This window comes from Luteimonas sp. RIT-PG2_3 (assembly GCF_054902115.1).
In genome coordinates this window covers 148,535-171,852 of the sequence record NZ_JBUBPF010000006.1, presented here as the reverse complement: position 1 = coordinate 171,852, position 23,318 = coordinate 148,535, and the positions used below count along the sequence as shown (strand labels likewise).

25 protein-coding genes and 1 tRNA gene are annotated in these 23,318 nt (G+C 67.7%); 19 read left to right on the top strand and 7 right to left on the bottom strand.

What is annotated here, in order from left to right:
• Positions 1 to 290: 290 nt before the first annotated feature.
• Positions 291 to 1,196 (bottom strand): dienelactone hydrolase family protein, encoded by a 906-nt coding sequence (locus ACYX7E_RS11960; RefSeq protein WP_462080801.1) that lies wholly within the window; start codon positions 1,194 to 1,196, stop codon positions 291 to 293.
• Positions 1,197 to 1,495: 299 nt separating this feature from the next.
• On the opposite strand from ACYX7E_RS11960, the gene ACYX7E_RS11955 reads away from it, so the two are divergent.
• The 3 genes from ACYX7E_RS11955 (at position 1,496) to ACYX7E_RS11945 (ending at position 4,074) form a co-directional block, all read left to right on the top strand.
• Positions 1,496 to 2,770, top strand: coding sequence for a histidine kinase (locus tag ACYX7E_RS11955; protein ID WP_462080800.1), 1,275 nt, complete (start codon positions 1,496 to 1,498; stop codon positions 2,768 to 2,770).
• A complete protein-coding gene (locus ACYX7E_RS11950) occupies positions 2,763 to 3,530 on the top strand; it encodes a LytR/AlgR family response regulator transcription factor (RefSeq protein ID WP_462080799.1) in 768 nt (255 codons plus the stop codon). The genes ACYX7E_RS11955 and ACYX7E_RS11950 overlap by 8 nt, the downstream gene beginning before the upstream one ends.
• A gap of 85 nt (positions 3,531 to 3,615) precedes the next feature.
• Positions 3,616 to 4,074, top strand: coding sequence for a hypothetical protein (locus ACYX7E_RS11945; RefSeq protein ID WP_462080798.1), 459 nt, complete (start codon positions 3,616 to 3,618; stop codon positions 4,072 to 4,074).
• Between the two features lie 32 nt (positions 4,075 to 4,106).
• Here the strand turns inward: ACYX7E_RS11945 and ACYX7E_RS11940 are convergent, their stop codons facing one another.
• On the bottom strand, positions 4,107 to 4,625 hold the full coding sequence (locus ACYX7E_RS11940) for an adenine phosphoribosyltransferase (RefSeq protein ID WP_462080797.1): 519 nt from the start codon (positions 4,623 to 4,625) through the stop codon (positions 4,107 to 4,109).
• A 195-nt stretch (positions 4,626 to 4,820) separates the two neighbouring features.
• On the opposite strand from ACYX7E_RS11940, the gene ACYX7E_RS11935 reads away from it, so the two are divergent.
• Positions 4,821 to 5,636, top strand: coding sequence for a lytic transglycosylase domain-containing protein (locus ACYX7E_RS11935; RefSeq protein ID WP_462080796.1), 816 nt, complete (start codon positions 4,821 to 4,823; stop codon positions 5,634 to 5,636).
• A 144-nt stretch (positions 5,637 to 5,780) separates the two neighbouring features.
• On the opposite strand, the gene ACYX7E_RS11930 is transcribed toward ACYX7E_RS11935, so the two are convergent.
• On the bottom strand, positions 5,781 to 6,959 hold the full coding sequence (locus ACYX7E_RS11930) for a PQQ-dependent sugar dehydrogenase (RefSeq protein WP_462080795.1): 1,179 nt from the start codon (positions 6,957 to 6,959) through the stop codon (positions 5,781 to 5,783).
• A gap of 105 nt (positions 6,960 to 7,064) precedes the next feature.
• Here ACYX7E_RS11930 and ACYX7E_RS11925 point away from each other — a divergent pair, with 105 nt between their 5' ends.
• The 6 genes from ACYX7E_RS11925 (at position 7,065) to ACYX7E_RS11900 (ending at position 12,193) form a co-directional block, all read left to right on the top strand.
• Positions 7,065 to 7,253 (top strand): CPXCG motif-containing cysteine-rich protein, encoded by a 189-nt coding sequence (locus ACYX7E_RS11925; protein WP_462080794.1) that lies wholly within the window; start codon positions 7,065 to 7,067, stop codon positions 7,251 to 7,253.
• A 435-nt stretch (positions 7,254 to 7,688) separates the two neighbouring features.
• Positions 7,689 to 8,042, top strand: a complete 354-nt coding sequence (locus ACYX7E_RS11920) for an EF-hand domain-containing protein (RefSeq protein ID WP_462080793.1) — start codon at positions 7,689 to 7,691, stop codon at positions 8,040 to 8,042.
• A 229-nt stretch (positions 8,043 to 8,271) separates the two neighbouring features.
• Positions 8,272 to 8,985 carry an HAD family hydrolase gene (locus ACYX7E_RS11915; protein ID WP_462080792.1) on the top strand — a complete coding sequence of 238 codons (714 nt, stop codon included), beginning with the start codon at positions 8,272 to 8,274 and terminating at the stop codon, positions 8,983 to 8,985.
• Between the two features lie 87 nt (positions 8,986 to 9,072).
• Positions 9,073 to 9,504, top strand: a complete 432-nt coding sequence (locus tag ACYX7E_RS11910) for a hypothetical protein (RefSeq protein ID WP_462080791.1) — start codon at positions 9,073 to 9,075, stop codon at positions 9,502 to 9,504.
• Between the two features lie 31 nt (positions 9,505 to 9,535).
• Positions 9,536 to 10,114 carry a hypothetical protein gene (locus tag ACYX7E_RS11905; RefSeq protein WP_462080790.1) on the top strand — a complete coding sequence of 193 codons (579 nt, stop codon included), beginning with the start codon at positions 9,536 to 9,538 and terminating at the stop codon, positions 10,112 to 10,114.
• Between the two features lie 312 nt (positions 10,115 to 10,426).
• Positions 10,427 to 12,193 carry a serine hydrolase domain-containing protein gene (locus tag ACYX7E_RS11900; RefSeq protein ID WP_462080789.1) on the top strand — a complete coding sequence of 589 codons (1,767 nt, stop codon included), beginning with the start codon at positions 10,427 to 10,429 and terminating at the stop codon, positions 12,191 to 12,193.
• Between the two features lie 94 nt (positions 12,194 to 12,287).
• Here the strand turns inward: ACYX7E_RS11900 and ACYX7E_RS11895 are convergent, their stop codons facing one another.
• Together ACYX7E_RS11895 and ACYX7E_RS11890 are read right to left on the bottom strand one after the other, a co-directional pair.
• Entirely contained in the window at positions 12,288 to 13,016 is a 729-nt protein-coding gene (locus tag ACYX7E_RS11895; RefSeq protein WP_462080788.1) for a DNA-formamidopyrimidine glycosylase family protein, read from the bottom strand.
• Positions 13,009 to 13,782 carry a DUF72 domain-containing protein gene (locus tag ACYX7E_RS11890; RefSeq protein ID WP_462080856.1) on the bottom strand — a complete coding sequence of 258 codons (774 nt, stop codon included), beginning with the start codon at positions 13,780 to 13,782 and terminating at the stop codon, positions 13,009 to 13,011. The genes ACYX7E_RS11895 and ACYX7E_RS11890 overlap by 8 nt, the downstream gene beginning before the upstream one ends.
• A 328-nt stretch (positions 13,783 to 14,110) precedes the next feature.
• Between ACYX7E_RS11890 and dusA the strand changes: the two genes are divergently transcribed.
• From dusA to ACYX7E_RS11865, 5 genes are all read left to right on the top strand, one after another.
• A complete protein-coding gene (dusA, locus tag ACYX7E_RS11885; RefSeq protein WP_462080855.1) occupies positions 14,111 to 15,076 on the top strand; it encodes a tRNA dihydrouridine(20/20a) synthase DusA in 966 nt (321 codons plus the stop codon).
• 37 nt (positions 15,077 to 15,113) lie between these two features.
• Entirely contained in the window at positions 15,114 to 16,022 is a 909-nt protein-coding gene (locus ACYX7E_RS11880) for an arginine deiminase-related protein (protein WP_462080787.1), read from the top strand.
• 243 nt (positions 16,023 to 16,265) lie between these two features.
• Positions 16,266 to 16,637: a hypothetical protein gene (locus ACYX7E_RS11875; protein WP_462080786.1), complete on the top strand. Its 372-nt coding sequence runs from the start codon at positions 16,266 to 16,268 to the stop codon at positions 16,635 to 16,637.
• A gap of 101 nt (positions 16,638 to 16,738) precedes the next feature.
• Positions 16,739 to 17,425, top strand: a complete 687-nt coding sequence (locus tag ACYX7E_RS11870; RefSeq protein WP_462080785.1) for a response regulator transcription factor — start codon at positions 16,739 to 16,741, stop codon at positions 17,423 to 17,425.
• Positions 17,426 to 17,641: 216 nt separating this feature from the next.
• The gene (locus tag ACYX7E_RS11865; protein WP_462080854.1) at positions 17,642 to 19,018 is read left to right on the top strand and encodes an ATP-binding protein; all 1,377 of its coding nucleotides are present in this window, start codon (positions 17,642 to 17,644) and stop codon (positions 19,016 to 19,018) included.
• A gap of 109 nt (positions 19,019 to 19,127) precedes the next feature.
• Here the strand turns inward: ACYX7E_RS11865 and ACYX7E_RS11860 are convergent, their stop codons facing one another.
• Both ACYX7E_RS11860 and ACYX7E_RS11855 read right to left on the bottom strand, forming a co-directional pair.
• The gene (locus ACYX7E_RS11860; protein ID WP_462080784.1) at positions 19,128 to 19,904 is read right to left on the bottom strand and encodes a M90 family metallopeptidase; all 777 of its coding nucleotides are present in this window, start codon (positions 19,902 to 19,904) and stop codon (positions 19,128 to 19,130) included.
• A 67-nt stretch (positions 19,905 to 19,971) separates the two neighbouring features.
• Complete coding sequence (locus tag ACYX7E_RS11855; RefSeq protein ID WP_462080783.1) at positions 19,972 to 20,253, bottom strand: hypothetical protein; 282 nt, start codon at positions 20,251 to 20,253, stop codon at positions 19,972 to 19,974.
• 330 nt (positions 20,254 to 20,583) lie between these two features.
• Between ACYX7E_RS11855 and ACYX7E_RS11850 the strand changes: the two genes are divergently transcribed.
• From ACYX7E_RS11850 to ACYX7E_RS11835, 4 genes are all read left to right on the top strand, one after another.
• The gene (locus tag ACYX7E_RS11850) at positions 20,584 to 21,588 is read left to right on the top strand and encodes a biotin--[acetyl-CoA-carboxylase] ligase (RefSeq protein ID WP_462080782.1); all 1,005 of its coding nucleotides are present in this window, start codon (positions 20,584 to 20,586) and stop codon (positions 21,586 to 21,588) included.
• Positions 21,585 to 22,355: a type III pantothenate kinase gene (locus ACYX7E_RS11845; RefSeq protein WP_462080781.1), complete on the top strand. Its 771-nt coding sequence runs from the start codon at positions 21,585 to 21,587 to the stop codon at positions 22,353 to 22,355. The genes ACYX7E_RS11850 and ACYX7E_RS11845 overlap by 4 nt, the downstream gene beginning before the upstream one ends.
• A gap of 9 nt (positions 22,356 to 22,364) precedes the next feature.
• A complete protein-coding gene (locus tag ACYX7E_RS11840; RefSeq protein WP_462080780.1) occupies positions 22,365 to 23,129 on the top strand; it encodes an SPOR domain-containing protein in 765 nt (254 codons plus the stop codon).
• Between the two features lie 86 nt (positions 23,130 to 23,215).
• Positions 23,216 to 23,291, top strand: a tRNA-Thr gene (locus ACYX7E_RS11835).
• The last annotated feature ends 27 nt before the right edge of the window (positions 23,292 to 23,318 follow it).

Sequence of the window (23,318 nt, the reverse complement as noted above, 5' to 3'; positions counted from 1 at the left end):
AAGTCCTATTAATTCAGGTGAATGTATGCGACATACATGACTTTTGACCGGAATGTAAGCGCGTTTTGCCGATTCTGGCGTATTGTCAGGATGGCCATGAAGCGATACCTGTATGCGGCGACCGTGCCGGATGGCATCTTCATGTGCGCAGCGTTCGGCGCATTATCGGAAGGTTTTGATCGACTTAATCCGGGCGCAGCGCGCCCGGGGCGTCTGGCGGTCGTGGCAGACCGCCCAGGGACCGGCGGGCGTGCGCGTTGGCATCGGGGGCCGGCCGGCACAGGTGGCGGTCAGGCCGTCCGCAGCGTGCGCTCGAACAATGCCAGCGTGCGGCTCCAGGCCTCGCGCGCGGCGACCTCGTCATAGCGCGGCGTGGTGTCGTTGTGGAAGCCGTGCTCGGTGTTGGCCGGGTGGTAGAGCGCATAGCGCGCGCCCGCGGCCTTCAGTGCGGCCTCATAGGCAGGCCAGGTGCTGTTGACGCGATCGTCGTTGGCGGCCAGCACTACCAGCAGTTCGGCCTTGACCTTGGCGGCTTCCGCCGGATCAGGCGCCGGGCCATAGAACGGCGCGGCGGCGGCCAGCGTCGGCAACCGGGTCGACAGGTAATGCGAGATGGCGCCGCCATAGCAGAAGCCGACGACGCCCAGGCGTCCATTGCCGCCTTCGAGTGTCGCGGCGACGCCGGCAGCGGCGATGAAGTCGGCGCGGGTCTTGGTCTGGTCCAGCGTGGCGAACGCGGCGCGTGCCTTGTCCTCGTCGCCGGGATAGCCGCCCAGCGGGAACAGCGCATCGGGCGCGAAGGCGATGTAGTTCTCCAGCGCCAGCCGGCGGGTGACGTCCTCGATATGCGGGTTGAGGCCGCGGTTCTCATGGACCACCAGCACCACCGGCAGCGGGCCTTCGATGTTGGCCGGCCGCGCGAGGTAGCCGCGACCGGTGCCGTAGCCGTCGGGCGAGGCGAAGTCGACATGGCGCGTCGACAGACGGGCATCGTCAGGCGCGATCTGTTGTGCGGCGGCGAACTGCGGGGTCAGTGCCGCGAGCAGGCCGGCCGCGCCAGCGGCGCCGACCGAGGCGACCTTGGCGGCACCGGACAGGAAACCTCGGCGATCGATCGCGCCATGCACGTACTCGTCGAACAGATGCAGGATCTCGGGATCGAAGTCGCGGGCCTTCGGGCGATCGGATGAGCTCATGGCGGGGTCCTGGCTGGAGTTATGGCCCGAGTGTACCGACGGGCTGTCGACGCGGGTGCGTGTGGGCAGTGCTACAGCGTTGCACCGGCGGCGCGGTCGTCGCTGCACGACCTCCGGGACGGGGATCGCCAGCGCCGTTCCGCGCAGATCGTGGCGCCGATCCGGGCCACACCACCGGCCTCCACGCCCGGCAAGCCCGGTTTCGTCGCCGCATGCCCGGTTTCGTCGCTTGCCGCTACAACAAGGCCGGGGCTGCCGCTAACCTGCGTCCACTGCTTCCACCATCGACGGACGCCCTCGTGCTCGCCACCCTGTTCCTCGTCATCCGCCTGTTGGCCGCCTGGTCGGTGGCGATCATCGTCGCCGCCTTCCTGTGGAGCGGCCTGTTCAATGGCATGCGCGATGGCCCTGGCTGGTTCTTCGGCATGCTGGTATTGCTGACGATGGTCGGCGTGGCGATCAGCATCGCCTCGCATGTGCGACGCGTCTGGATGATCTCGGGCACGCTGGACCGCAGCACCCTGTCGAGCCGCCAGCGTCGCCAGATCGAGGTGCCGGTCGAGGCCGACGATGCTTTCGAGATGATTACCGCGGCCCTGCGCGAACTTCCGCGCAGCGAGCAGTTCGAATCGGCGCGCGACAGCCTGCAGGCCAGCGTGCGGATCCGCAAGGATGGCTACGACAGCGACAAGCCGGTCTCGCGCTGGAATGTCTTCGCGAGGTTTGCGGTCAAGCGCAACCAGGTGCTGGCCACGATCACCCCGCGCGACGGCACCAGCAGCATCAACCTGGTCGCGGGCCCGGATGCCGACGCCTGGACCGACCTGTTCCTGCTCGACGACGGTACCAATCTGCAGACCGCCGAAGCGGTGACCCGCGCGATCACCCGCCGCGTGGCCGAGCGCCGTCGCAGCGAGCAGGCGGCCAGTGAGCGCACCGAGACCGAGAAGGAGCTGACGGTCGCCAAGCTGAGCCTGCTGCATGCGCAGGTCGAACCGCACTTCCTCTACAACACGCTGGCCAGCGCGCAGTACCTGACGCGCAGCGATCCGGCGCGTGCCGACGAGATGCTCGGCAATCTGATCCAGTACCTGCGTCACTCGCTGCCACGTACCGACGACCTGCTGGCCACCCTGGGCGATGAACTCGAGCGCACCAAGGCCTACCTCGACATCATGCGCATCCGCATGGGCGGCCGCCTGAACCTGCAGATCGAGGTGCCGGAGGCGCTGAAGGTGCAACCGTTCCCGACGATGATGCTGCAGACGCTGGTCGAGAATGCGATCAAGCACGGGCTGGAACCCAAGTCGGGTGGTGGCACGGTCTGGATCATCGCGCGTGAGGTCAACGATGCCATCGCGGTGACCATCGCCGACGACGGACAGGGCTTCAACGACCAGAGCAGCGGCACCGGCATCGGCCTGAAGAACGTGCGCGAACGCCTGCGCCTGGCCTATGGCGAGGCCGCCTCGTTCGGCATCGTCAGCAACTTCCCGCATGGCGTCGCCGCGACGATCACGATCCCCACGTCGGGCGAGCGCATCGCCGGCGCGCAGGAGGTGTCGCGTGGCTAAGTGCGTCATCGCCGAAGACGAGGCGCTGCTGCGCGAGGCGTTGGCCGAACTGCTGGCCCAGGCCTGGCCCGGGCTCGACATCGTGGCCGAGTGCGAGGATGGCGCCACCGCGTTGGACGCGATCGCCGAGCACCAGCCCGAGGTCGCCTTCCTCGACATCCGGATGCCGGGCATGACCGGGCTGGAGGTCGCGACCGCGATGGCCGAGGCCAGCCCGTCGACCCAGATCGTGTTCGTGACCGCTTACGACCAATACGCCATCGATGCCTTCGAGGCGGGGGCGGTGGACTACCTGCTGAAGCCGATCTCGCCCGAGCGCCTGGTCAGTACGGTGTCGCGGGTGCAGGCGCGGATCGCCAGCGGCACGCTCGATGCCTCGGCACTGGCGGCGTTGATCGCGCGGCTGGGCAGCACGATCGTGCCGGCGCCGGTGGAGCCGCTGGTCTGGATCACGGCCAGTGCCGGCAAGGAGACGCGGTTGATCATGGTCGACGACGTGATCTATTTCCGCGCCGACCAGAAATACACCGTGGTCGCGACCGCTCAGGGCGAGGCCCTGCTGCGAAAGCCGATCCGCGAATTGCTGGATGCACTGGATCCCGCAACGTTCAAGCAGATCCATCGATCGACGATCGTCAACCTGCGGGCGATCGCATCGATCACCCGCGACGAGACCGGCAAGGGGTTGATCAAGCTGCGCGCGCTGCCGGAGGCGCTGAGCGTCAGCCAGCCGTTCATGGCCTTGTTCAAGAACATGTAGACCGTGCCCGCCGCCGCCTCGATGCGGCCGTCTACCGCGCGGCAGGGGCCGCGCCCCACCATCCATGCTTCAAGGAGGATCGTCCATGCGACTGCTTGTCTCCCTGGTGTCGTTCCTGCTGACATTGATCGGCTGCAATCCGCAGTCGGGGGTCACCACCGTCAGCATCGCCAGCGTCGATGGCGTTGGCGTCAACTCGACCAAGAGCCGCATCACCCAGGATCATGCGCGCTTCGAGTGCCTCAAGAGCGTCAGTGGCCAATGCCACTACGTGGTCTATGTATCGTCGTGCACGGGGGGCGCGATGCCACGCGACACCGACGATGCCGACGCGGAGAATGCCGGCAATTCCGCGGATGCCACGGATATGACCGTCAGCGCGAATGCTTCCGGCGCAAGCGATTGCGCCACGCGGACGCTGCAGCAGTTCACGCTGGCGGCAGGGCAGGTGCGCGAGCTCGACGACATGCCGGTGGATGTGCGGCATTGCGTGGATCACGATGCGATGCCGGTCGCGCCGGGCTGCGGTCGCAAGCGCGAGTAGCGCCAACGCCGCGCTGCGCGTCTGTCGCCCCGTCAGTACGCCTGTGCCGCCAGCAGCGGCAACGCCGACCGCCAGCGTTCGCGGCCGGCCAGCGCGGTCAGCTCGACCAGCACAGCGGCGCCCACGGGCTCCGCGCCTTGCCGCTGGACCAGGGTCAGGGCCGCGGCCAGCGTGCCCCCGGTGGCGAGGACGTCATCGACGATCAGCACGCGCGCACCCGCGGGCAATGCATCGAGGTGCATCTCCAGGTGGCCTTGCCCGTATTCGAGGCTGTAGGCCTGGCTCAGCGTCTGCGCGGGCAGCTTGCCGGGCTTGCGGATCGGGGCGAAGCCGGTTCCCAGCGCCTGCGCCAGCGCCGCGCCCAGGATGAAGCCACGCGCTTCGATGCCGATGATCGCCTGCAGGCCGGCCGAGCGCCAGGGCGTCGCGAGATCGGCGATGGCTTCGGAAAAGCCGGCGGCATCGGCCAGCACCGGCGTGATGTCCTTGAACACGATGCCAGGGCTCGGGAAGTCGGTGATGTCACGGAGCAGGTGCGGCCAGGAGGTCATGCGTCGCAACTCGTCAGGGCGGGGGCGGTGCGAGCGGGGCGGGCTGAAGCGCGCCCCGAGGCTGTCTGAAGCGATGCTACCTGAGCGCGCGTCAGGGCATGTCACGGCATGCCGGGGCGTTTCGCGCTATCGTCGCGCCCTTGCCCTCCGAGGCCCCGAGCCAGCGCCGTCGTGGACACTTGCCTTTGCCTGCCCATGACGCCTCCGCTGCGGAAGCGATCCCTGCTACGACGCCCGGGCGTCGATGCGCGGCTGTTGCTGGCGTCGGTCGTGCTGCTCGGCATCGCCACCAGCGCGCAGGCGCGTACGGTCTATCGCTGCGTGCAGGCAGGCACGGTCAGCCTGTCGACCGCGCCCGAGCCCGGCGCGAAATGCGAAGCGCACCAGATCGACGACAACGCCGTGCAGACGCCCAACCTCTGGGGCGCGATGGGCGTCTTCAGCGGCACCCTGTATGAGCGCGAGCAGGACGGCAAGCTGGTCTACGGCACCCGCAACCTGCCCGGCTCGCGGGTCTACCTGAAGTTCACCGTGCAGACGCCGCCAGGCGAGCCGGCGCATGTCGGGCTCGGTCGGATCGGCAAGCCGCAGCTGCAGCCCCATGCCGCGGCCTTCCGTGCGGCCGCGAAGGCGAACGGCATCGAGGATGCCTGGCTGCGCGCGATCGCGCATGTCGAAAGCGGTTTCGATGCTGCTGCGCTGTCGGACAAGGGCGCGCAGGGGGTGATGCAGTTGATGCCCGATGTCGTCTCCGACTACGGCGTTGTCGATCCGTTCTCGGCCAGCGAATCGATCGCGGCTGGCGCCCGCCACCTGAAGTCCCTGCTGCGGCGCTACAAGGGCGACCAGACGCTTGCGCTGGCGGCCTACAACGCCGGCATCGGCACCGTGAACCGCTATGGCGGTGTGCCGCCGTATCGCGAGACCGAGGCCTATATCGCGCGCGTCAATGCGCTGCACGCGGCGTATCGCGAGGCGATGGGCATCAAGCCCGAGCGTCCTGCGCAATAGGCGCAGGACGCCCTGCCCAGCGGATCCGCAGTCAGTGAATCAATACCAGCGATCCGGCAGATCACCATGCTCACGATCCGGCCAAGAACCAACAAGAGCGGCGCCGCTGTGCGGACGCTGCTCCCTGGTGTGTGACGCCCGGGATTACTTGGCGGGCGTCAACGCCAACAGGCGGCCGCCGCTGCCATCTTCGAGCAGCCACAGCGCGCCGTCGGGACCCTGCTTGACCGCACGGATGCGGTTGCCCATCGCGTAGCGCTCGGCCTCGCGCGCGCTGTCGCCATCGAAGGCCACGCGGACCAGCGACTGCGACGACAGTCCGCCGATGAAGGCATTGCCGTTGAAGTCCGGAAACTGCGCGCCCGAGTAGAACACCAGGCTGGACGGCGAGATCACCGGCGTCCAGGTGATCGCGGGCGCGGCAAATTCGGGGCGGGTGTCATGGTCGGGGATCGGACGGCCGTCGTAATGGTCGCCATTGGAGACGATCGGGTAGCCGTAGTTGCTGCCGCGCTCGACGCGGTTGAGTTCGTCGCCGCCCTTGGGGCCCATCTCGACGTCCCAGGGCTGTCCCTTGGCATCGAACGCGAAGCCCAGCGGATTGCGGTGGCCCAGCGACCAGACCTGGGCCGCGACCTCGCCCTGGCCCGCAAAGGGATTGTCGGCCGGCGCGGTGCCATCGTCATTCAGGCGCAGGACCTTGCCGAGGTTGGAGGCCATGTCCTGTGCCGGATCGAACTTCTGGCGCTCGCCCGAGGCGATCCACAGCTTGCCGTCGGCATCGAAGGCGATGCGGTGCGCGTAATGGCCGCGGCCGCTGACCTTGGGGACTTGGCGCCAGATCACCTCCAGTCCCTCCAGGCGTCCGCCGCCATTGCCGTCGAGCACGAGCTTGGCGCGGGCCACGGCCGCACCTGCGGTATCGCCGTCGCCGGCCTCGGCGTAGCTCAGATAGACCTGCTGGTTGCCGGCGAAGCCGGGGTGCAGCACGACGTCGCCGAAGCCGCCCTGACCGCCGTAGGCCACCTCGGGCACGCCGCTGATGTCGCCGGTCTGGCGGGTGTCGAAGTTGAACAGCTTCAGCGCGCCCTTCTTCTGTGTCACCAGCAACTGGCCGTCGGGCAGGAACGCCATCGCCCAGGGCTCGTCGAACGTCGCATGCGCAGTGACCGTGAACGGGCCGATGGTCTTCGATGCCAGCGTGGCGGCCGCCTCGGGTGCGGAGGTTGCGGCTGCGGTGGTGCTCGCGGGTGTGTCGGGACTGGCCGAGCAGGCACCCAGCAGGGCGGCAAGGGCGAGGGAAAGGGGCAGTTGTCGGTGCATCGGAGCCTCCGGTCGGCGGATCGGGCGGATAGAGCCATTCATCATACGGCCACCGCGATCACGGTATTGCATGCACGGTCCCGCATCGGGACGAGGAGGCGCGAGATGGTCGATGACATCGAAGTGGGGTGCCCGTACTGCGGCGAGGTGTTCACGGTCTTCGCCGATCCGGGCGAAGAGGGCCAGCAGTACATCGAGGACTGTCATGTCTGCTGCAGGCCGGTGTTGCTGCGCGTCAGTCTGGACGAGGACGGTGTCATCAGCGTGGAGGCACGCAGGGAGGACGATGCCTGACGAGGTGGCGGCATGGCATGTCGATAACGATGACGACATTCGCGTTCGGGGGGATGGCGCAGAAGCGAAGGCGCATGGGATCGCAGGTCATCGCATATCGACGATATCGCCATCCACGACATCGCGTCGTGATGACATCCGCAGCCACGACATGGTGCAGCACGCCTCGCGGCATCCAGCGATGACGCAGTGCTGCGATGACGTGCGCGAGCGCATTCGCGGGGGAATCGATGCAAAGTGTGATCGCTGTCTTTGCCAACATGAATCGAATGCGCGTGTGTGTTCAGCATGAAACGAAGCCTTAACTCCGCGCATGCACAGATCTTTATGACGGGGTTGGCAAGGTGGAACCGTGCGGGACAGACGAGACACGCCAGTAGCAACACGGCAGGACTCGCACGAGATCACCCTCATTTCGAAGACTGGAGATACATCATGACCAATGTCCGCAAGCCGCTGATTGCCCTGTTGGCCCTGGGTACCGCTTTCGCGATGCCGATCGCGTTCGCACAGGACGCCGCAACGCAGGCGCCGGAGCCGCAGGATCCGACCGCGCAGCCCGCCCCGGCCGCCGAGAGCGCGACGCCGCAGCAGCTGACCTGGAATGACCTCGATACCGATGGCAACGGGACGTTGAGCAAGGACGAGGCCGCCCCGGTGCCGCAGCTGGTGCAGGTATTCGATGACGCCGACGCCGATGGCGATGGCCAGCTGACCTCCGACGAATACAAGGCGCATGTCGCGCAGGTCAACAATCCTGCCTCTTCCACCGATGGTGGCGACGACTGAGTCGGGCCGACCGCCAGGTCGGCGGCGATCAGGTCGACGGGCTGATTGAAAGCCCCAGGCTGGGTTGCTTGCCGAGGGCTTGAGTTTCCGAGCCCGGGCGCCACCGACCCCCGCCGGTGGCGCCTGGCAGGCGCCTCACGACAGCGACAGACAGCAAGTACATACGCGTCATCCATGCAAGGGCTGCCATCGGCAGCCCTTGTGGCTTGTGCTGGTCCATAATGGCGGCATGGCTGAGATCGGACTGGTCGGCTTCGATGCCGACGACACACTCTGGAAGAGCGAGGATTATTTCCACGCGGCCCAGCAGGAATTCGAGCGCATCATCGGCGGATACATCGATCTGGCCGATGCTCGCGTGCGCGAACGCCTGTATGCCGTCGAGAAGAGCAATATCGCGCTGTTCGGTTACGGCGTGAAAGGCATGACGCTGTCGATGATCGAGGCGGCGACCCAGATCAGCAACCAGCGCATCAGCGCCTCCGACGTGCATCGCATCGTGGAAATGGCCAAGGACATGCTGCGCCATCCGGTCGAGTTGCTGGCTGGCGTGCGTGAGGCCGTCGAGGCCATCGGCACACATTACCCGATCGTGCTAATCACCAAGGGCGACCTGTTCCACCAGGAGGCCAAGGTGCGCGACTCCGGCCTGGGCGAGCTGTTCGGCCGCATCGAGATCGTCAGCGAGAAGGATGCGCAGACCTATGCGCGGGTGCTCGGGGAATTCGAGCTGCCGCCATCGCGCTTCGTGATGATCGGCAATTCCCTGCGCTCCGATATCGCCCCCGTGCTGGAGTTGGGAGGCTGGGGCATCCACGTCCCCTATCACCTGACCTGGGAGCACGAAAGGGAGGCCAACGTGGACGCCGCGCATCCGCGGCTGCAACAGGTCGCGGACGCGGCCGGACTGGTGGCGGCGGTCGAGCGCATTGCCGCAAGCTGAAGGCGGGGCGGGCACCTGCCCCACGACGACGCGATCGACACCCGCCTTTGCTAGGCTTGGCGTCCAAGCCCCTCTGTGAGCCCTGCCATGCGCAAGTTCGCCTTCGCGTTGTTCCTCCTGATGATGGCGGCCGCCCCTGCGGCCATGGCGTCGGGCGCGCTGGAATGCCGCCTCAATTTCACGATGTCGGGCTGGTCGGCGTTCTACAAGACCTCGTCCGGCGATGGCACGGTCAGCTGCAACAACGGCGAGCGCCTGAACGTGCGCATCAGCGCCAAGGGCGGCGGCATCAGCTTCGGCAAGACCCAGATCGACGATGGCGTCGGCGTGTTCTCCGATGTCTACAATATCCGCGATGTCATCGGCGGCTACGCGACCGCCGAAGCGCACGCCGGCGCTGGTCGCTCGGTCAAGGCACAGGTGGTGACCAAGGGACCGATCTCGCTGGCCCTGACCGGCAGGGGACGGGGCTGGGACATCGGCATTGCCTTCGGAAGTTTCGTGATCTCGGAGCGCTGAGGCCGCGTCGATGGGCGGCACGACCATGCGCATGATCCGTGGAGCCAGGCGCCATTGCGTCGGCGCGGGCATCGCGTGGATGCTGATGACGTTGGCGCCGACCGCCTTCGCGCAGGGACAGAACCAGGCCGCACCGCAGACTGCCGCGCCTGGGACGAACAACGCACAGGCGCCGTCGCAGCCGGCGACGTCCGCGCCGGGCGCCTGGCGCGCCCGGACCGGCGACGAATGGCTCGACCAATGGCTGGTCGATGTCAATCGCTATGCCGCGCACCACCGCGCGGCCTTCATCGACGAGATCGTGCGCTATCTCGGCGCGCCCAGGTCGCTGGTCGAACCCCTGCTTGAAAGCGAAGGCATGTTGCCGGCGGATCTGTATTACGCCTGCGCGCTGGCGCATGTACAGGCGCGTCCCTGCCGGGAAGTCGTCGACCGCTTCACGCAGTCGCAGGACGCGGACTGGCAGGCGGTCGCGACCGCTCTTGGCGTCGAGCCCGGCGGTGCCGCCCAGCTCAGGATCAAGCGCGGGCTCGTCGCCAGTTATGCGCATTGGGCCCGGCCGATCACGCTCGATGCGCCATTGCGGCGCGCGGCTGCCGCCAAACGCTGATCGCATCGCGATCGCGGGTGTCGCGCTGGGGCTGTCGCGCGTCCCGCAATTACGTGGAACCTCCTATTTATTTGTGCGTGCGCCGACCCTAGCGTATCGGCTGGCCTGGGACGGTCGTTCGGGCCTGCGTGGCGCCGTCGCCGGCATGGCTTCGGACCGCACAGGGACCGCCGGGTATTGGCGTCGCTCGACGCGATGTCCGCTGCAGCCCGGTCCACATGCCTCCCTTTGCCGCAGGACGCTTGCAGGGACGCATGCCGTTCCCTGCCCACTGCCTTGCGATCGTGTTTTCGACTCCAGGAGACTGCTGCAATGATCCGCCTCGCGTTTCCCATCGTTGTCCTGTCATCGACCCTGCTGCTGGGGGCCTGTTCTCCGCAACCGTCCACGGACCCCGTGTCCACCACGGCGGCGCCCCAGGTCCAGGCCGGCGATGCGCAGAACGAGCAGGCGGCCGTGGATGCGGCATTCGCCGAGCACATCAAACCCGACGAGCCGGGCGCGACGGTCGGAGTCTATCGTGGCGGCAAGCTGGTCTATGCCAAAGCCTACGGCATGGCCGATGTCGACCTGGCCGTGCCGAATTCGGTCGACACTGTGTTCAACCTCGCCAGCGTTTCCAAGCAGTTCGCCGCGGTCGCGATCGCGCTGCTGGAAAAGGACGGCAAGTTGAAGCCGACCGACGACATCCGGCGCTACCTGCCCGGCATGCCCGTGCTGGAGACGCCGGTCACCGTCGGCGACCTGGTGCACCACACGTCGGGACTGCGCGATTACATGGCGCTGGGCGCACTGAGCGGCCACGACAACGAAAGCCTGATCCGCCAGCCGCATATCGTGCAGATCCTGGAACGGCAGCGCGGCATCGACTTCGTCGCCGGCACCGGTTACAGCTATTCCAACACCGGTTATGTGCTGCTGGCCGAGATCGTGACCGCCGTGTCCGGCGTGCCGTTCGAGGACTTCGTGCAGCAGCGCATCTTCGAACCGCTGGGCATGACGCACACCCGCGTACGCCATGAGCTGACCGATCTGCAGCCCGGCTACGCCACCGGTTACATCCCCATGAATGAGAATGAGGGCGGGGACGCCGACAAGGGCTGGCGGCGTGCGGTCTACAACCGCATCGCGCTGGGGCCGGGCAACGTGCTGTCGACCGTCGGCGACATGGCCAAGTGGGCCGGCAATTTCACCAAGCCGGTCGTTGGCGACGCCGCATTGATCGAGCATCTTTCCGCGCCGGCACAATTGCGCGACGGCACGCCCGTCAACTATGGCTATGGCCTGATCCGCGAGACGGTCGCCGGCCATGCCGCGGTGACCCATAGCGGCGGGATTTCCGGCTTCAACACCAACTTCGTCTATTTCCCCGAGCAGGATTTTGCGGTGGTCGTGCTGGCGAACCGTTCGTTCCCGGCCGAGGAACTGACTACCCGGGTCGCGGAGATCTACCTGACTTCCGGCAAGGCGACGGCACAGGCGACCGCCGCGCCGGCGTCGCAGCCGGCGCCTTCGACGCCGCTGCCTGGCCTCGAGGGCAGCTATGCATCGACGGGTGGGGAAGTGCTGACCCTGCGCGCGGCCAATGGCGGCTTCACCGTGCAGGCGCTGGGCGACGAGCCGGAGCCGCTGCGGTTCTGGGCCGACGGCAGCTTCGGCGCCGGGGAGCACGATGACCGGCGTTACCGCGCAGCGCTGGGCGCCGATGGTGCTGTGGTCGACCTGGAGCCGGTCAAGCCCGAAGGCTCCACCAACCCGCCCGCACCGCGCCTGTCGCGCGTGGCCACCGAGCCCAGTTCCGGTGCGGCGATTGCCGCGCTGGCCGGCGACTACCGCAGCGACGAGATCGACGCGACCTATCGGGTGACCGTGGACGGGGGCAAGGTCGCCTTGCATTCGCTATGGCTGGCCGGTGCGCAGCCGATGGTCGAGACCGCGAGCGGCCGCTTCGAGGCCGACGGCGGTCCGCTGCGCGGCCTGCGCTTCACCGTGGAACGCGGCGCCGACGGCAAGCCGGCCGCGCTGCTGTTCCATGTCTACCAGCTCGGCCCGCTGCGACTGGCGCGCGTGCAGGGCTGATCGTGGACCACCCGTTCCCGGTCGGTCGCATCGACCGGGAATCCGCTACCGGCGACGACAGCGCTCGAGCCGAGAATCGGTTGGCGGATGCGATTCAGTAGCGTATCTGGCACTGCTCGCAGAAGAAGGTTCTGCGATGGGTGACGCCCAGATAACGCTTGAGCAGAGGCGACCCGCATGTCGGGCAGCTGCGTCTGGTATGGACAAGCCAGTGTTCGCGCAGCACGTACTGCTGCTTCCATTCGAGGAAATCGAAACTGTACTGGCTTGCCTGGGCGATCAATTGCCCGAGCTTCCGCGGCGGCAGATCGCCCACGCGGGATTCGGGATGCAGCGCGATCCGGAACAGGACCTCGTTCTTGATGATGTTGCCGACGCCGGCAAAGATGTCCTGGTCCAGCAGCGCATCGCAGACCAGCATGTCGGGCTTCGCCTTCAGCTTGCGGCGGGCCAACGCCGGATCCCATGAGGAATCCATGACATCCGCACGCCAGTCGTAACTGTCTTCAAGCGCGCCTTCGACATACTTCAGCGAAGACGTGTAGACATTGAGTTCGCCGTTGTCGAACCGCAGTGACATCTGTGCCCGCGCAGGCTTGCGATCGTCGATACGATACGTGCCGAACATCAGCATGTGGACGCGCAGGCTGAAGCCACGGAACGCGAGGAGGAAATGTTTGCCCCAGCTCCTGACCGCGACGACACGCCGGCCTTCCATCCGTCCCAGGTCGAGCTTGCTGCTGCCGGAGACCGTGCGCACGGTCTTGCCGCGGAACTTTGCCGCCGCTTCGCGGAAGATGACGATGGAAGGGCCTTCAGGCATGCGCTAGTCCTGGTGCCGGCTTGCGGTGGGACGCGGATGCGAGCAGTGCCTGGAGACGTGCGGCGTTGGCCGTCGCGAATCCATGCGCGGTATTGTCGAAGATCACCCAGGGGGCGCTGCTGCCTGCTCCGACGCGTCTGACCTCGCTCGCAAGCGCGGCAAGTGCCGTGTCCGGGTAGTCGCTGTAGTAGATCCGTGGCGATCCGTGCCAGCGCCAGTAGGGCCATAGCGGGTCGGGCCCCGGATGGCCAGCCCCCGCGAAGCGCGCTGGATCTGCCGCGACGCGGGTCGCCGCGAAACGTGCGAACAAGGCGTCAGCCTCGGGTGTGAACCAGCTCGCATGGCGCGGTTCGCAGGCCAGCGCGGCATCGCTGCGATTGCGCAATGCCCGGAAGAATCCCGATGCCACGCGTGCGTCCAGTGCGAGGCTGGGCGGCAGTTGCAACAACAGGCCACCCAGCTTCCCGTCCAGCCCGGCGGCTTCGTCCAGGAACCGGTCGAGGACCGCGCCGGCACCGCGCAGGCCGAGCACATGCGAAATCTGCTGTGGCAGCTTGAGCGAGAAACGGAAATCGGCGGGAACCGTCCTGGCCCAGCGTTGATACGTCGATTGCTGATGATGCCGGTAGAAGGACGAGTTCACTTCGACGACGGAAAAGCGCGTTGCATAGCGTTCGAGCATGCTGTCGCCCGGCCCGAACAGCCGCCGATGCTGGCTCGAGATCGACCAGCCGGCACATCCAACCCTGACAAGGTGCGTCGCCATGCCGGCAGAGTGTCGAGGTGAGGCCGTGAGCTTGCGGAGAAGGGCAGGCGGGCAAGCAACGACCGGATCGAGCGCCGGTGTCAGCCCGGGCGCTGCGGGGTCATCGGCTTGGCCCGGCTTCAGCGTTACCTCTGGAGAATCGTGTGGGTAGCTGGCCTTTGTCCTTGCCCGCCCGTCCATGTCGCATGAAGCGCACCGCTGGCATACGATGTCGCGTTGCAGGCAGGGGATTCGCCGGCGATGCGATGCCGGCCTGCACCGTGCCGGCAGTCGCGGCATATTGGATAACAATTTGAATCGTAAAGAAAAAATACTGGCCGTCGCGCCGATGATGGACTGGACCGAGAGCCACTGCCGGGTCTTCCATCGGCTGCTGGCGCCGCATGCGCTGCTGTACACCGAGATGGTGCACGCCAATGCGGTGATCCACGGGCATCGCGAGCACCTGCTGGCGAAGGATCCGGTCGAGCACCCGGTCGCGCTGCAACTGGGTGGCAGCGATCCTGCGCTGCTGGCCGAGGCCGCGCGCATCGGCCAAGCGCATGGCTTCGACGAGATCAACCTCAATTGCGGCTGCCCGTCCGATCGCGTCCAGGCGGGCCGCTTCGGCGCCTGCCTGATGCGTGAGCCGGCGCTGGTCGCCGACGCGGTCGCGGCGATGGTGGCTGCGGTCGCGGAGTCCGGTGCGCCGTTGCCGATCACGGTCAAATGCCGGCTGGGCGTCGATGACGACGACGATTTCGAACGCTTCCTGGCCTTCGTCGACACCGTCGCGGCAGCCGGTTGCCAGACCTTCGTCGTGCACGCGCGCAACGCCTGGCTGAAGGGGCTGTCGCCGAAGGAGAACCGCGAGGTGCCGCCGCTGCGCTACGACTGGGGTTGGCGCCTGAAGCAACTGCGGCCGACGCTGGGGATCCTGATCAATGGCGGCATCGCGAGCATCGACGCCGCCGATGCCCAGTTGCCGCACGTCGATGGCGTGATGCTGGGGCGCGCGGCGTACCACGATCCGTATCTCCTGCATCTGTTGGACGTGGCCTGGTTCGGTGGTACCGTGCGGCCGCGCGACGCGCTGCTGCTGTCGATGCAGCCCTACGTCGAATCGCAGTTGCAGCGAGGTGTCGCGTTGAAGCACATCACCCGGCATCTGCTGGGCCTGTTCCATGGCCAGCCGGGCGGTCGCGCATTCCGCCAGATCCTCAGCGAGGGCGCCCACCGTCCAGGCGCGTCATGGTCGCTGGTCGCGCAGGCGATCGAGGTCACGCGGGAACAGGCGGCACGGGTGGCGGCATGAGCGCGACATGGGAGAGGACATTGGAGATGATTGGATGATGACGCGCGATCCCGCTGCATTTCTGGCCTTTGCGTCGCAGTGCGCGCCCGACTTCGGTCCGGCGACCGCCAAGGCCGCGATGCTGGTGTCGCCCGACGCCTTCGCGCGTGCCGAGGAGTCCGCACGCGACAACGTCTACATGGCCGATGCCGATGCATTCGATCGCGGCGCGGCGCTGGCCGAGCACCGGCAACTGCATCGCGCGCTGTCCGCCTGCCTGCCGACGATCTGCTTCCCGAGCGCTGCCGATACCCCGGACGCGCTGTTCCCCAACAATGTCTTCGCCAGCACCCCGGGCCAGCTGATCGTCGGCCGGATGTTCCACCCGGTGCGTCAACGCGAGGCCGAGCGGCCTGACATCCGCGGCTTCTTCCGCGACGTGCTGGGATGCAGCGAGATCGACCTGTCGAACCAGCCGCATGCCTGCGAGCTGACCGGCGCACTGGTGGTGGACCGTGCCCGTGGCCTTGGCTTCTGCGGCCTGTCGGATCGTTGCGATGCCGAGGGGGCGGCGCTGATGCATGAGGCCTTCGGCCTGCGTGCGACCTTTGTGTTCGACCTGGCGCCGGGCGAGTACCACACCAATGTGGTGCTGGCGGTGCTGGCCGGCCGGGCCGCGCTGGTCTGTCCGCAGGGCTTCGCCGATCCGGCGGCGGCCGAGGCGATCGCGCAGCTGTACGCGCCCTGCGGGGTCATGCTGTCGCCGGCCGAGCAGGCAGGGTTCGCCGGCAACGCGATCTCGGTGTCGGGCGATGCGGTCTGGATGAGCGCAGCAGCCGACGCGGCGCTGAGTGCCGGCAACCGACGGACGCTGGCCGACGCGGGGCTGGAAGTGCGCAGTGTGCCGTTGCCGGCGATCGAGGCGGCCGGGGGCTCCCTGCGCTGCTGCGTCGCCGAGATCTTCTGAGCCGAGCCTGGCGACCGGGCCGGCGGGCGCCGGGGCGCCTGGAACCGCGGCTTTCGGGATCTCCGGGGCACCGCTGTGGCGGCCACGCAAGACGTGGCTGAACATGGCCAACAACGTAAACGAAAAGTTAAGGACGGATTCACCCGCAGGTTTCGAGAATCACACGTCTGCCGGTTTCCTTCGGGTGCCTGCACGTGCTGTTTCCCGGCAAGGATTGCTGGCCTCCCCGGAATCGGAACGAAGATGTCCCTGACTGCGCCACGCCTGTTGTCTGCCGCCCTGCTTGCCATGCTGATGGCCGGCGGGGCGTTGCCCGTGCGCGCCTACGACGATCCGCCGCGCCCGCCGCAATCCGACCGCGGCACGCCGCGGATGCCGGAACCGCGCTCGCGCGGCCAGGAGGATCTCTCGGATTCCGTCCGTCGCTACGGCCGCGAGAACCGCGGGGGCCGGGTGCTGAGCGCCGAGCGCATGCAGTCCGATGGCCGCGACCTCAATCGCATCAAGATGGTCGACGATCGCGGCCGCGTCCGTGTCTATGTCGACGATCCGCGCGAGTCCGATCGCGGGCAGCGCCCGCCGCCGCCACGCCCCGGGGCCCGCGACGACGACTGAGCGGCGATCCGTTCAGCAAGTTCGTTCAGTTCAGGCATTCTGTTCAGGAAAGGCCGTCCACACTGGCCGCATCTGTTCATGCTGCTGATCGGAGTCGAAACATGCGCATCCTGCTCGTCGAAGATGAAGCCCCCCTGCGGGAAACCCTGGCCGCGCGCCTCAAGCGCGAAGGCTTCGCGGTGGACGCCGCCCAAGATGGCGAAGAAGGCCTCTACATGGGGCGTGAAGTCCCGTTCGATGTCGGCATCATCGACCTCGGCCTGCCAAAGATGTCGGGCATGGAGCTGGTCAAGGCATTGCGCGACGAGGGCAAGCAGTTCCCGGTGCTGATCCTGACCGCGCGGTCGAGCTGGCAGGACAAGGTCGATGGCCTGAAGCAGGGCGCCGACGATTACCTGGTCAAGCCTTTCCACGTCGAGGAACTGCTGGCGCGCATCAATGCGCTGGTGCGTCGCGCCGCCGGCTGGAGCAAGCCCACGCTGGAATGCGGTGCTGTGATCCTGGACTTGGCCGCGCAGACGGTAACCGTCAACGGCGCCAACGTCGACCTGACCAGCTACGAGTACAAAGTGCTCGAGTACCTGATGATGCACGCCGGGGAGCTGGTCTCGAAGGCCGACCTGACCGAGCACATCTACCAGCAGGACTTCGATCGCGATTCCAACGTGCTGGAGGTCTTCATCGGCCGCCTGCGCAAAAAGCTCGATCCCGATGGCGCGCTGAAGCCGATCGAGACCGTGCGTGGCCGCGGCTACCGCTTCGCGATCCCGCGCAACGGCGAAAGCTGAGGCCAGCTCACATCCGTATGCCGGAAGGCCGGAGGTCGCGCGTGATCCGCATGGCGTGCCTGCCGGTCTCCGTCGCCTGTCTTACGGCAAGCCGTCCGCACAGCCCCATGGCCGCACGTGCGCGGCCCCGAGCGGCCAGGCGGGCGACGACCTGATGCGCACCCCGACCCGATGAGCGAACGACCTCCCCGCGAACTGCCGTGGCGCCCGCGTTCGCTGCAGGCGCGACAGCTGCTTGCGGCCAGCCTTGGCCTGATCGCGTTCCTGGCCCTGGCCGGTTACGCCCTCGACCGCGCGTTTCTTGACGTCTCCAGTGATGGCCAGCGCGACCGCCTGAAGAACTATGTCTATTCCTACGCAGGCGACGTCGAGTTCCTGCGCAGCGGTGACGTCTACCTGCCGGAAATCCCGCCGGACGACCGCTTTGCGCGGCCCGGCAGCGGCCTCTATGCCGAGGTCGTGACCGCCAACGGCAACTGGACCTCGCGCTCGGCCTATGGCCCGCAGCTGCCGGAGGCGCCGATGCTGACCGCGGCCGAAGAGCGCTTCGAAGGCCCGCTGACGATGACACGCACCGATGGCTCGGTCGGCGAGGTGTACCGCTACGGCATCGGCTTCGTGGCTTCGGAAGGCGTCGCGCCGACCGGCGACGAAGTGCCATACACGATCTATGTCATGGAGGATGCCGGCACGGTGCCGCAGCAGGTGCGGGTGTTCCGCGCGGCGCTGTGGGTCAATCTGGGTATCGCCGGCGCGATCCTGTTGCTGCTGCAGATGCTGGTGCTGCGCTGGAGCCTGATGCCGCTGCGTCGCGTCATCGCCGAGCTCAAGCGCGTCCAGCGCGGGCAGGCCAATCGCATGGGCGAGCGCCATCCGCGCGAGCTTGAACCGCTGACCGACAGCATCAATGCGCTGATCGAAAGCGAGCGCGAGAACCTCGATCACCAGCGCAATACGATGTCGGACCTGGCGCACAGCCTCAAGACGCCGCTGGCGGTGCTGCGCGCGCGCCTGGACAGCGATATCGACGAAGCCTCGTTGCGCGACGATGTCGCCACGCAGTTGCAGCGCATGAACGACCTGGTGAGCTACCAGCTCGGGCGCGCGGCCTCGAGCGGCCACAAGTTGTTCTCGGCGCCGGTCGAGATCGAGCCCTATGCCGAACAACTGGTGCAGGGTCTGGAGAAGATCTACGCCGGCAAGCGCGTGATCTGCGAATTCGAGATCGATGGCGATGCGCGCTTCCACGGCGAGCCCGGCGACCTGCAGGAACTGCTCGGCAACCTGCTGGAGAACGCGTTCAAGTGGGCGGGTTCGCGCGTGCTGCTGACGGTCAAGGTCGGCAATACCGCACCCGACCGGCGCCCGGGCCTGATGCTGGCGGTCGACGACGATGGCCCGGGCATTCCCGAGGAGCGCATCAGCCTCGTGCTGCAGCGTGGCGTGCGCGGCGACGAGCGCGTGCAGGGCCATGGCATCGGCCTGTCGATCGTGCAGGACATCGTGCGCAGCTATCGCGGCACCCTGCAGGTCGGGCGTTCGGATGAGCTGGGTGGTGCGCGTTTCGAAGTGAGCCTGCCGCCGGGCCTTTGATCGTGGTGGCGTGTTGTCGCGGGCGTCTCGCGCGCAGTCGGCGCATGCACCTCCGGGCGTCGCTCACTCGGTGCGTGACGGGCGATCTCGCTCAGTTGGGCGTGAGACCCTAAGGCGCGCGATCCATGGGCGATGCGCCGTAGAAGCGCTGCAGGTGTGCGGCGACGGTGGGCAAGAACGCGCGCAGGCGGCCGGGATCGCTGAAGTGGTATTCGCTGCAGACGGCGAAGAACTCTTCCGGCGCCTCCGCGGCGTAGGGATCGATCGGCCCTTCGCGGTCGGCGTCGACCTCATCGACCAGGGCGTCGTAGGCGGCCTGGAAATCCTTCGCCCACGCGGCCTGCCAGTCGCGTGGCAATGGAGGCGTGCCGTCGAGCAGGCCGTCGAGCGCGTCGAGCTTGTGCGCCATCTCGTGCACGGCCACGCAATAGCCGGCGTCGGGTTCGTCCAGGTCGGCAAGGATGTCGGCCCACGACAGCACCAGCGGGCCGCTGTCCCAGGATTCACCGATCAGTTCGTCTTCCCATTCGTGCAGCACGCCGGCGGCATCGACATGGCTGCGATTGACGCGGAACGCGTCGGGATAGACCAGCAGCTGCGACCAGCCATGCAGTCCTTCGGCGCCGAATTCCAGCAGCGGCAGGCAGCACAGCGCCGCCAGCAGCATGCGGTCGTCATCGTCCAGTTGCAGGCCCGACAAGGCGGTGATGGTCTTGTGCTGCAGGAAGCGGGCGGTCAGATCCTGCAGGCGCGCATCGCGTCCATCGTCGAGCGACGAGATCCAGCGCGCACGTTGCCGCACACGCTGCCAGCGTGCGTCATCGATCGTGCGGGGTGTGGACCGGAACCACGGGCGGATCAGATCGACCAGAAGCAGGCCTGCCATGTCAGGCCCGGAATGCGTGCGTCATGCGATCGCCGTCAGCGCTTTCCCCGGCGTCATCGCGCAAGGATCAGCGGAACATGCCCGGCAGGAAACTGTGCCAGCGTGGCGGACGCACCTGCGGGTCGTCGGTACCACCACGACGTGCCGGCAGTTTGTCGGCGGCCTTCGGCGGCGTGGCTGCGGAGCGCTTGCCCGGCAGTTGCGAACCGACGACGTCGTCCTCGACGGCCTGGGCCGCAGGCGGGCAGGCGCCACCACCGCCATTGGCGCTGAGTTGGCGCACTTCGGCCGCAGTCGCGGGAAGGTGGAAGCAGACCAGCAGCAGCGGGAGCAGGCACTTCATGGCCATGGGAACAGTCCGTTGGAGGTCGCGGCGAGCGGAATGCAATGCCGCACTATAGCGTGGATGCAGCGAGGCTGCAGAAGGTTGCATGCTGCTTGGCAGCATGATCGGCGCCGTTCCCTGCAGGGGCGGGACACAGCGGTCGGACGCAGCGCCCCATGCCCCTGGCTGCAGAAGGTGGTGGCGGGCGTGGCGGCAGGCGGGTGGGCATTCCCGGTCGCATCGAGAATTCGCCGATAATCGCCGGATGCCGCTTTTCGCCCAACCCCAGTCACGCCCCCCCGTGCCCGTGTCGCCCGCTCCCGTGCCCTCGGCTCCCGCCAGGGGCGCGTGCCGATGAGTGCCGATCGCAGGTTGCTGCTGCGGCTGATCGATGGCCCGGTGTCGGGCGACGCCCTGGCCCGCGAGCTGGGGCTGACCCGCGCCGCCGTCTGGAAGCGGATCGAGGCGCTGCGCGAGGCCGGGGTCGGCATCCAGGCCCGGCCGGGCCTGGGGTATGCGCTGGCGCATCCGGTCGAATTGCTGGACCCAGCATCGATCCTGGCGCAGGTGCCAGGGCCGGCCCGCGACCACATCGCCGCGCTGGACGTGGCCTGGTCGCTGGACTCGACCAACAGCCAGCTGCTGTCCAGCCCGGTCCCGGCCGAGGGCTGTCAGGTGCTGTTCGCCGAGCGTCAGACCGGCGGCCGAGGCCGGCGCGGGCGCAAGTGGCAGTCGCCGCTGGCGGGCAGCCTGGCGATGTCGGTGCTGCGCGGGTTCGAGGGCGGGCTGGCCAGGCTGTCGGGCCTGAGCCTGGTCGCGGGCGTCGCCACGGTCGATGCCCTGCATGGCCTGGGCCTGCTGCAGGCGCGGCTGAAGTGGCCGAACGACATCGTCGTGCGCGACGGCGGGGTCCTGCACAAATTGGGCGGCATCCTGGTCGAGGGCGGCGGCGAACACGCCGGCCCGGTGCGCGGCGTCATCGGCATCGGACTGAACCTGCGGCTGCCGGCGGCGGATTCCGCGCAGATCGACCAGCCCTGGACCGAGCTGGCGATGCTCGAAGGCGGCCCCCGCCTGTCGCGCAACACCCTGGCAGCGGCCCTGCTGGCGCGCCTGCTGCCGGCGCTGCAGGTGTTCGATCGCGAGGGCATCGCACCCTTCGTGGCGCGCTACGCCGATGCCGACGCGCTCGATGCGCAGCCGGTCAACGTGCATGCCGGCGATGGCGTGCATCAGGGGATCGCCCAGGGCATCGCTGCCGATGGCGCGCTTCGGGTGTTGATCGATGGCGTCGAGCGCAGGTTCCACGCGGGCGAAGTCAGCCTGCGCGCACGCGCGACGACAGCGGAGACGACATGACCACGTGGTTGTTCGACCTGGGCAATTCACGCCTGAAGTTCGCGCCGTTGCTGCCCGATGGCAGCGTCGGCGAAGCCTATGCGCAGGCGCACGATGGGCTGGTGCTGGATCCGGCATGGACGCAGCGGCTGCCGGCGCATATCGAAGCGGCCGATGTCGCCAACGTCGCGCAGTCGCCGGTGCGCACCGCGCTGCTGGAAGCGCTGGCCCGGCGCGCGACGCGGATCTCGTTCGCGGCGACGCTGCGCCACTGCGCCGGCGTACGCATTGCGTACGCGCATCCGCGCAAGCTCGGTGTCGACCGTTTCCTGGCGATGCTGGGCGCGCATGCGCGGCAGGCACGTCCCTGGCTGGTGGTCGGGGTCGGCACCGCATTGACCATCGATCTGCTGGATGCGCAGGGCCAGCATCACGGTGGTCGCATCGGACCATCGCCGACGTTGATGCGGCAGGCACTGCACCAGCGTGCGGTGCAGTTGCCGCAGGCGGGCGGCCGTTACCTGCCGTTCGCGACTGATACCGAAGATGCACTGGCCTCCGGCTGTCTGGGGGCCGCGCTGGGCCTGGTCGAGCACAGCCTGCGCGCCGCCGAGTCGGTCGTGCGCCAGCCCTTGCAGATCCTGTTGCATGGCGGTGGCGCGGAAGCGATGCGACCGTTGTTGCCCGACGCCGAACATGCGCCGTCGCTGGTGCTCGAAGGCCTCGCGCGCTGGTCGCATTTCGTCGACGGGACCGACGCCGCAGTTCCGTCCGGCGGCAGGCCCTAGAATCCGGGCATGTTCTCGCGTGCACTGATCGTCCTGCTGCTGGTCCTGAACCTTGGCGTTGCGCTGTGGTGGTGGACGCGCGTGCCAGCGCCGGTTGCAGCTGCGCCGGAGATGCCGGTGTCGGGCGCCAGCCTGGAATGGTTGCCGCTGGACGCCGCCGTACCGGATGTCGCACAGGTGCAGGTAAAAACACCGGAATCCGAGGTCGGTGATGTCGGTGATGTGGCGACCGTCGATGCGCAGCCACCCACGCCGAGCGACGCAGCGACCGCGTCTGATGCTGCGACCGTCATCGCGCAGCAGGTCCCGCCGCGCTGCCATGCCCTGGGCCCGTTCAGCGATCGCAGTACGGCCGATGCCGCGCTGGCGCAACTGCGTGCCCGGGTGCCGCGCGCAGATCTGCGTGCTGTCGAGGGCCGTCCGGATCGCTGGCGCGTGCTGACCCCGGTGTTGGCCGACAACGTTGCGGCGCGCGCGCTGGCCACCCGCCTGACGGCGGCCGGATTCAACGACCACTACCTGATGCCGGGCACGGCGGATGCAGGTGGCAGCCGTCTTGCGTTGGGTCGCTTCAGTTCCGCGCAGGCTGCGCGCAATCACCAGGCCGCACTGCGCGCGGCCGGCTTCCCCGATGTACTGGTCGAGGGCGAAGGCGAGGCCACGTCCCAGTACTGGGTCGACGTGATGATTGCCGCCGATACCGACGCTGCGGCTCTGCGGCGTGTAGTCGGCGCATCGCGCGCGAACGCGATCGATTGCGCGGTTTCCCGTTGAGGACGTGCGCCTGCAGGCACGTGCGACGGAACGTGGGGTCGCGCTAGAATGCGCCCGCCGGACCCCATCGGATCCGGATTGCCTGTGCCGGCATAGCTCAGTTGGTAGAGCAACCGCCTTGTAAGCGGTAGGTCGTCTGTTCGAGTCAGACTGTCGGCACCATCTCAGATACAGACCCGTCGGCGCGTC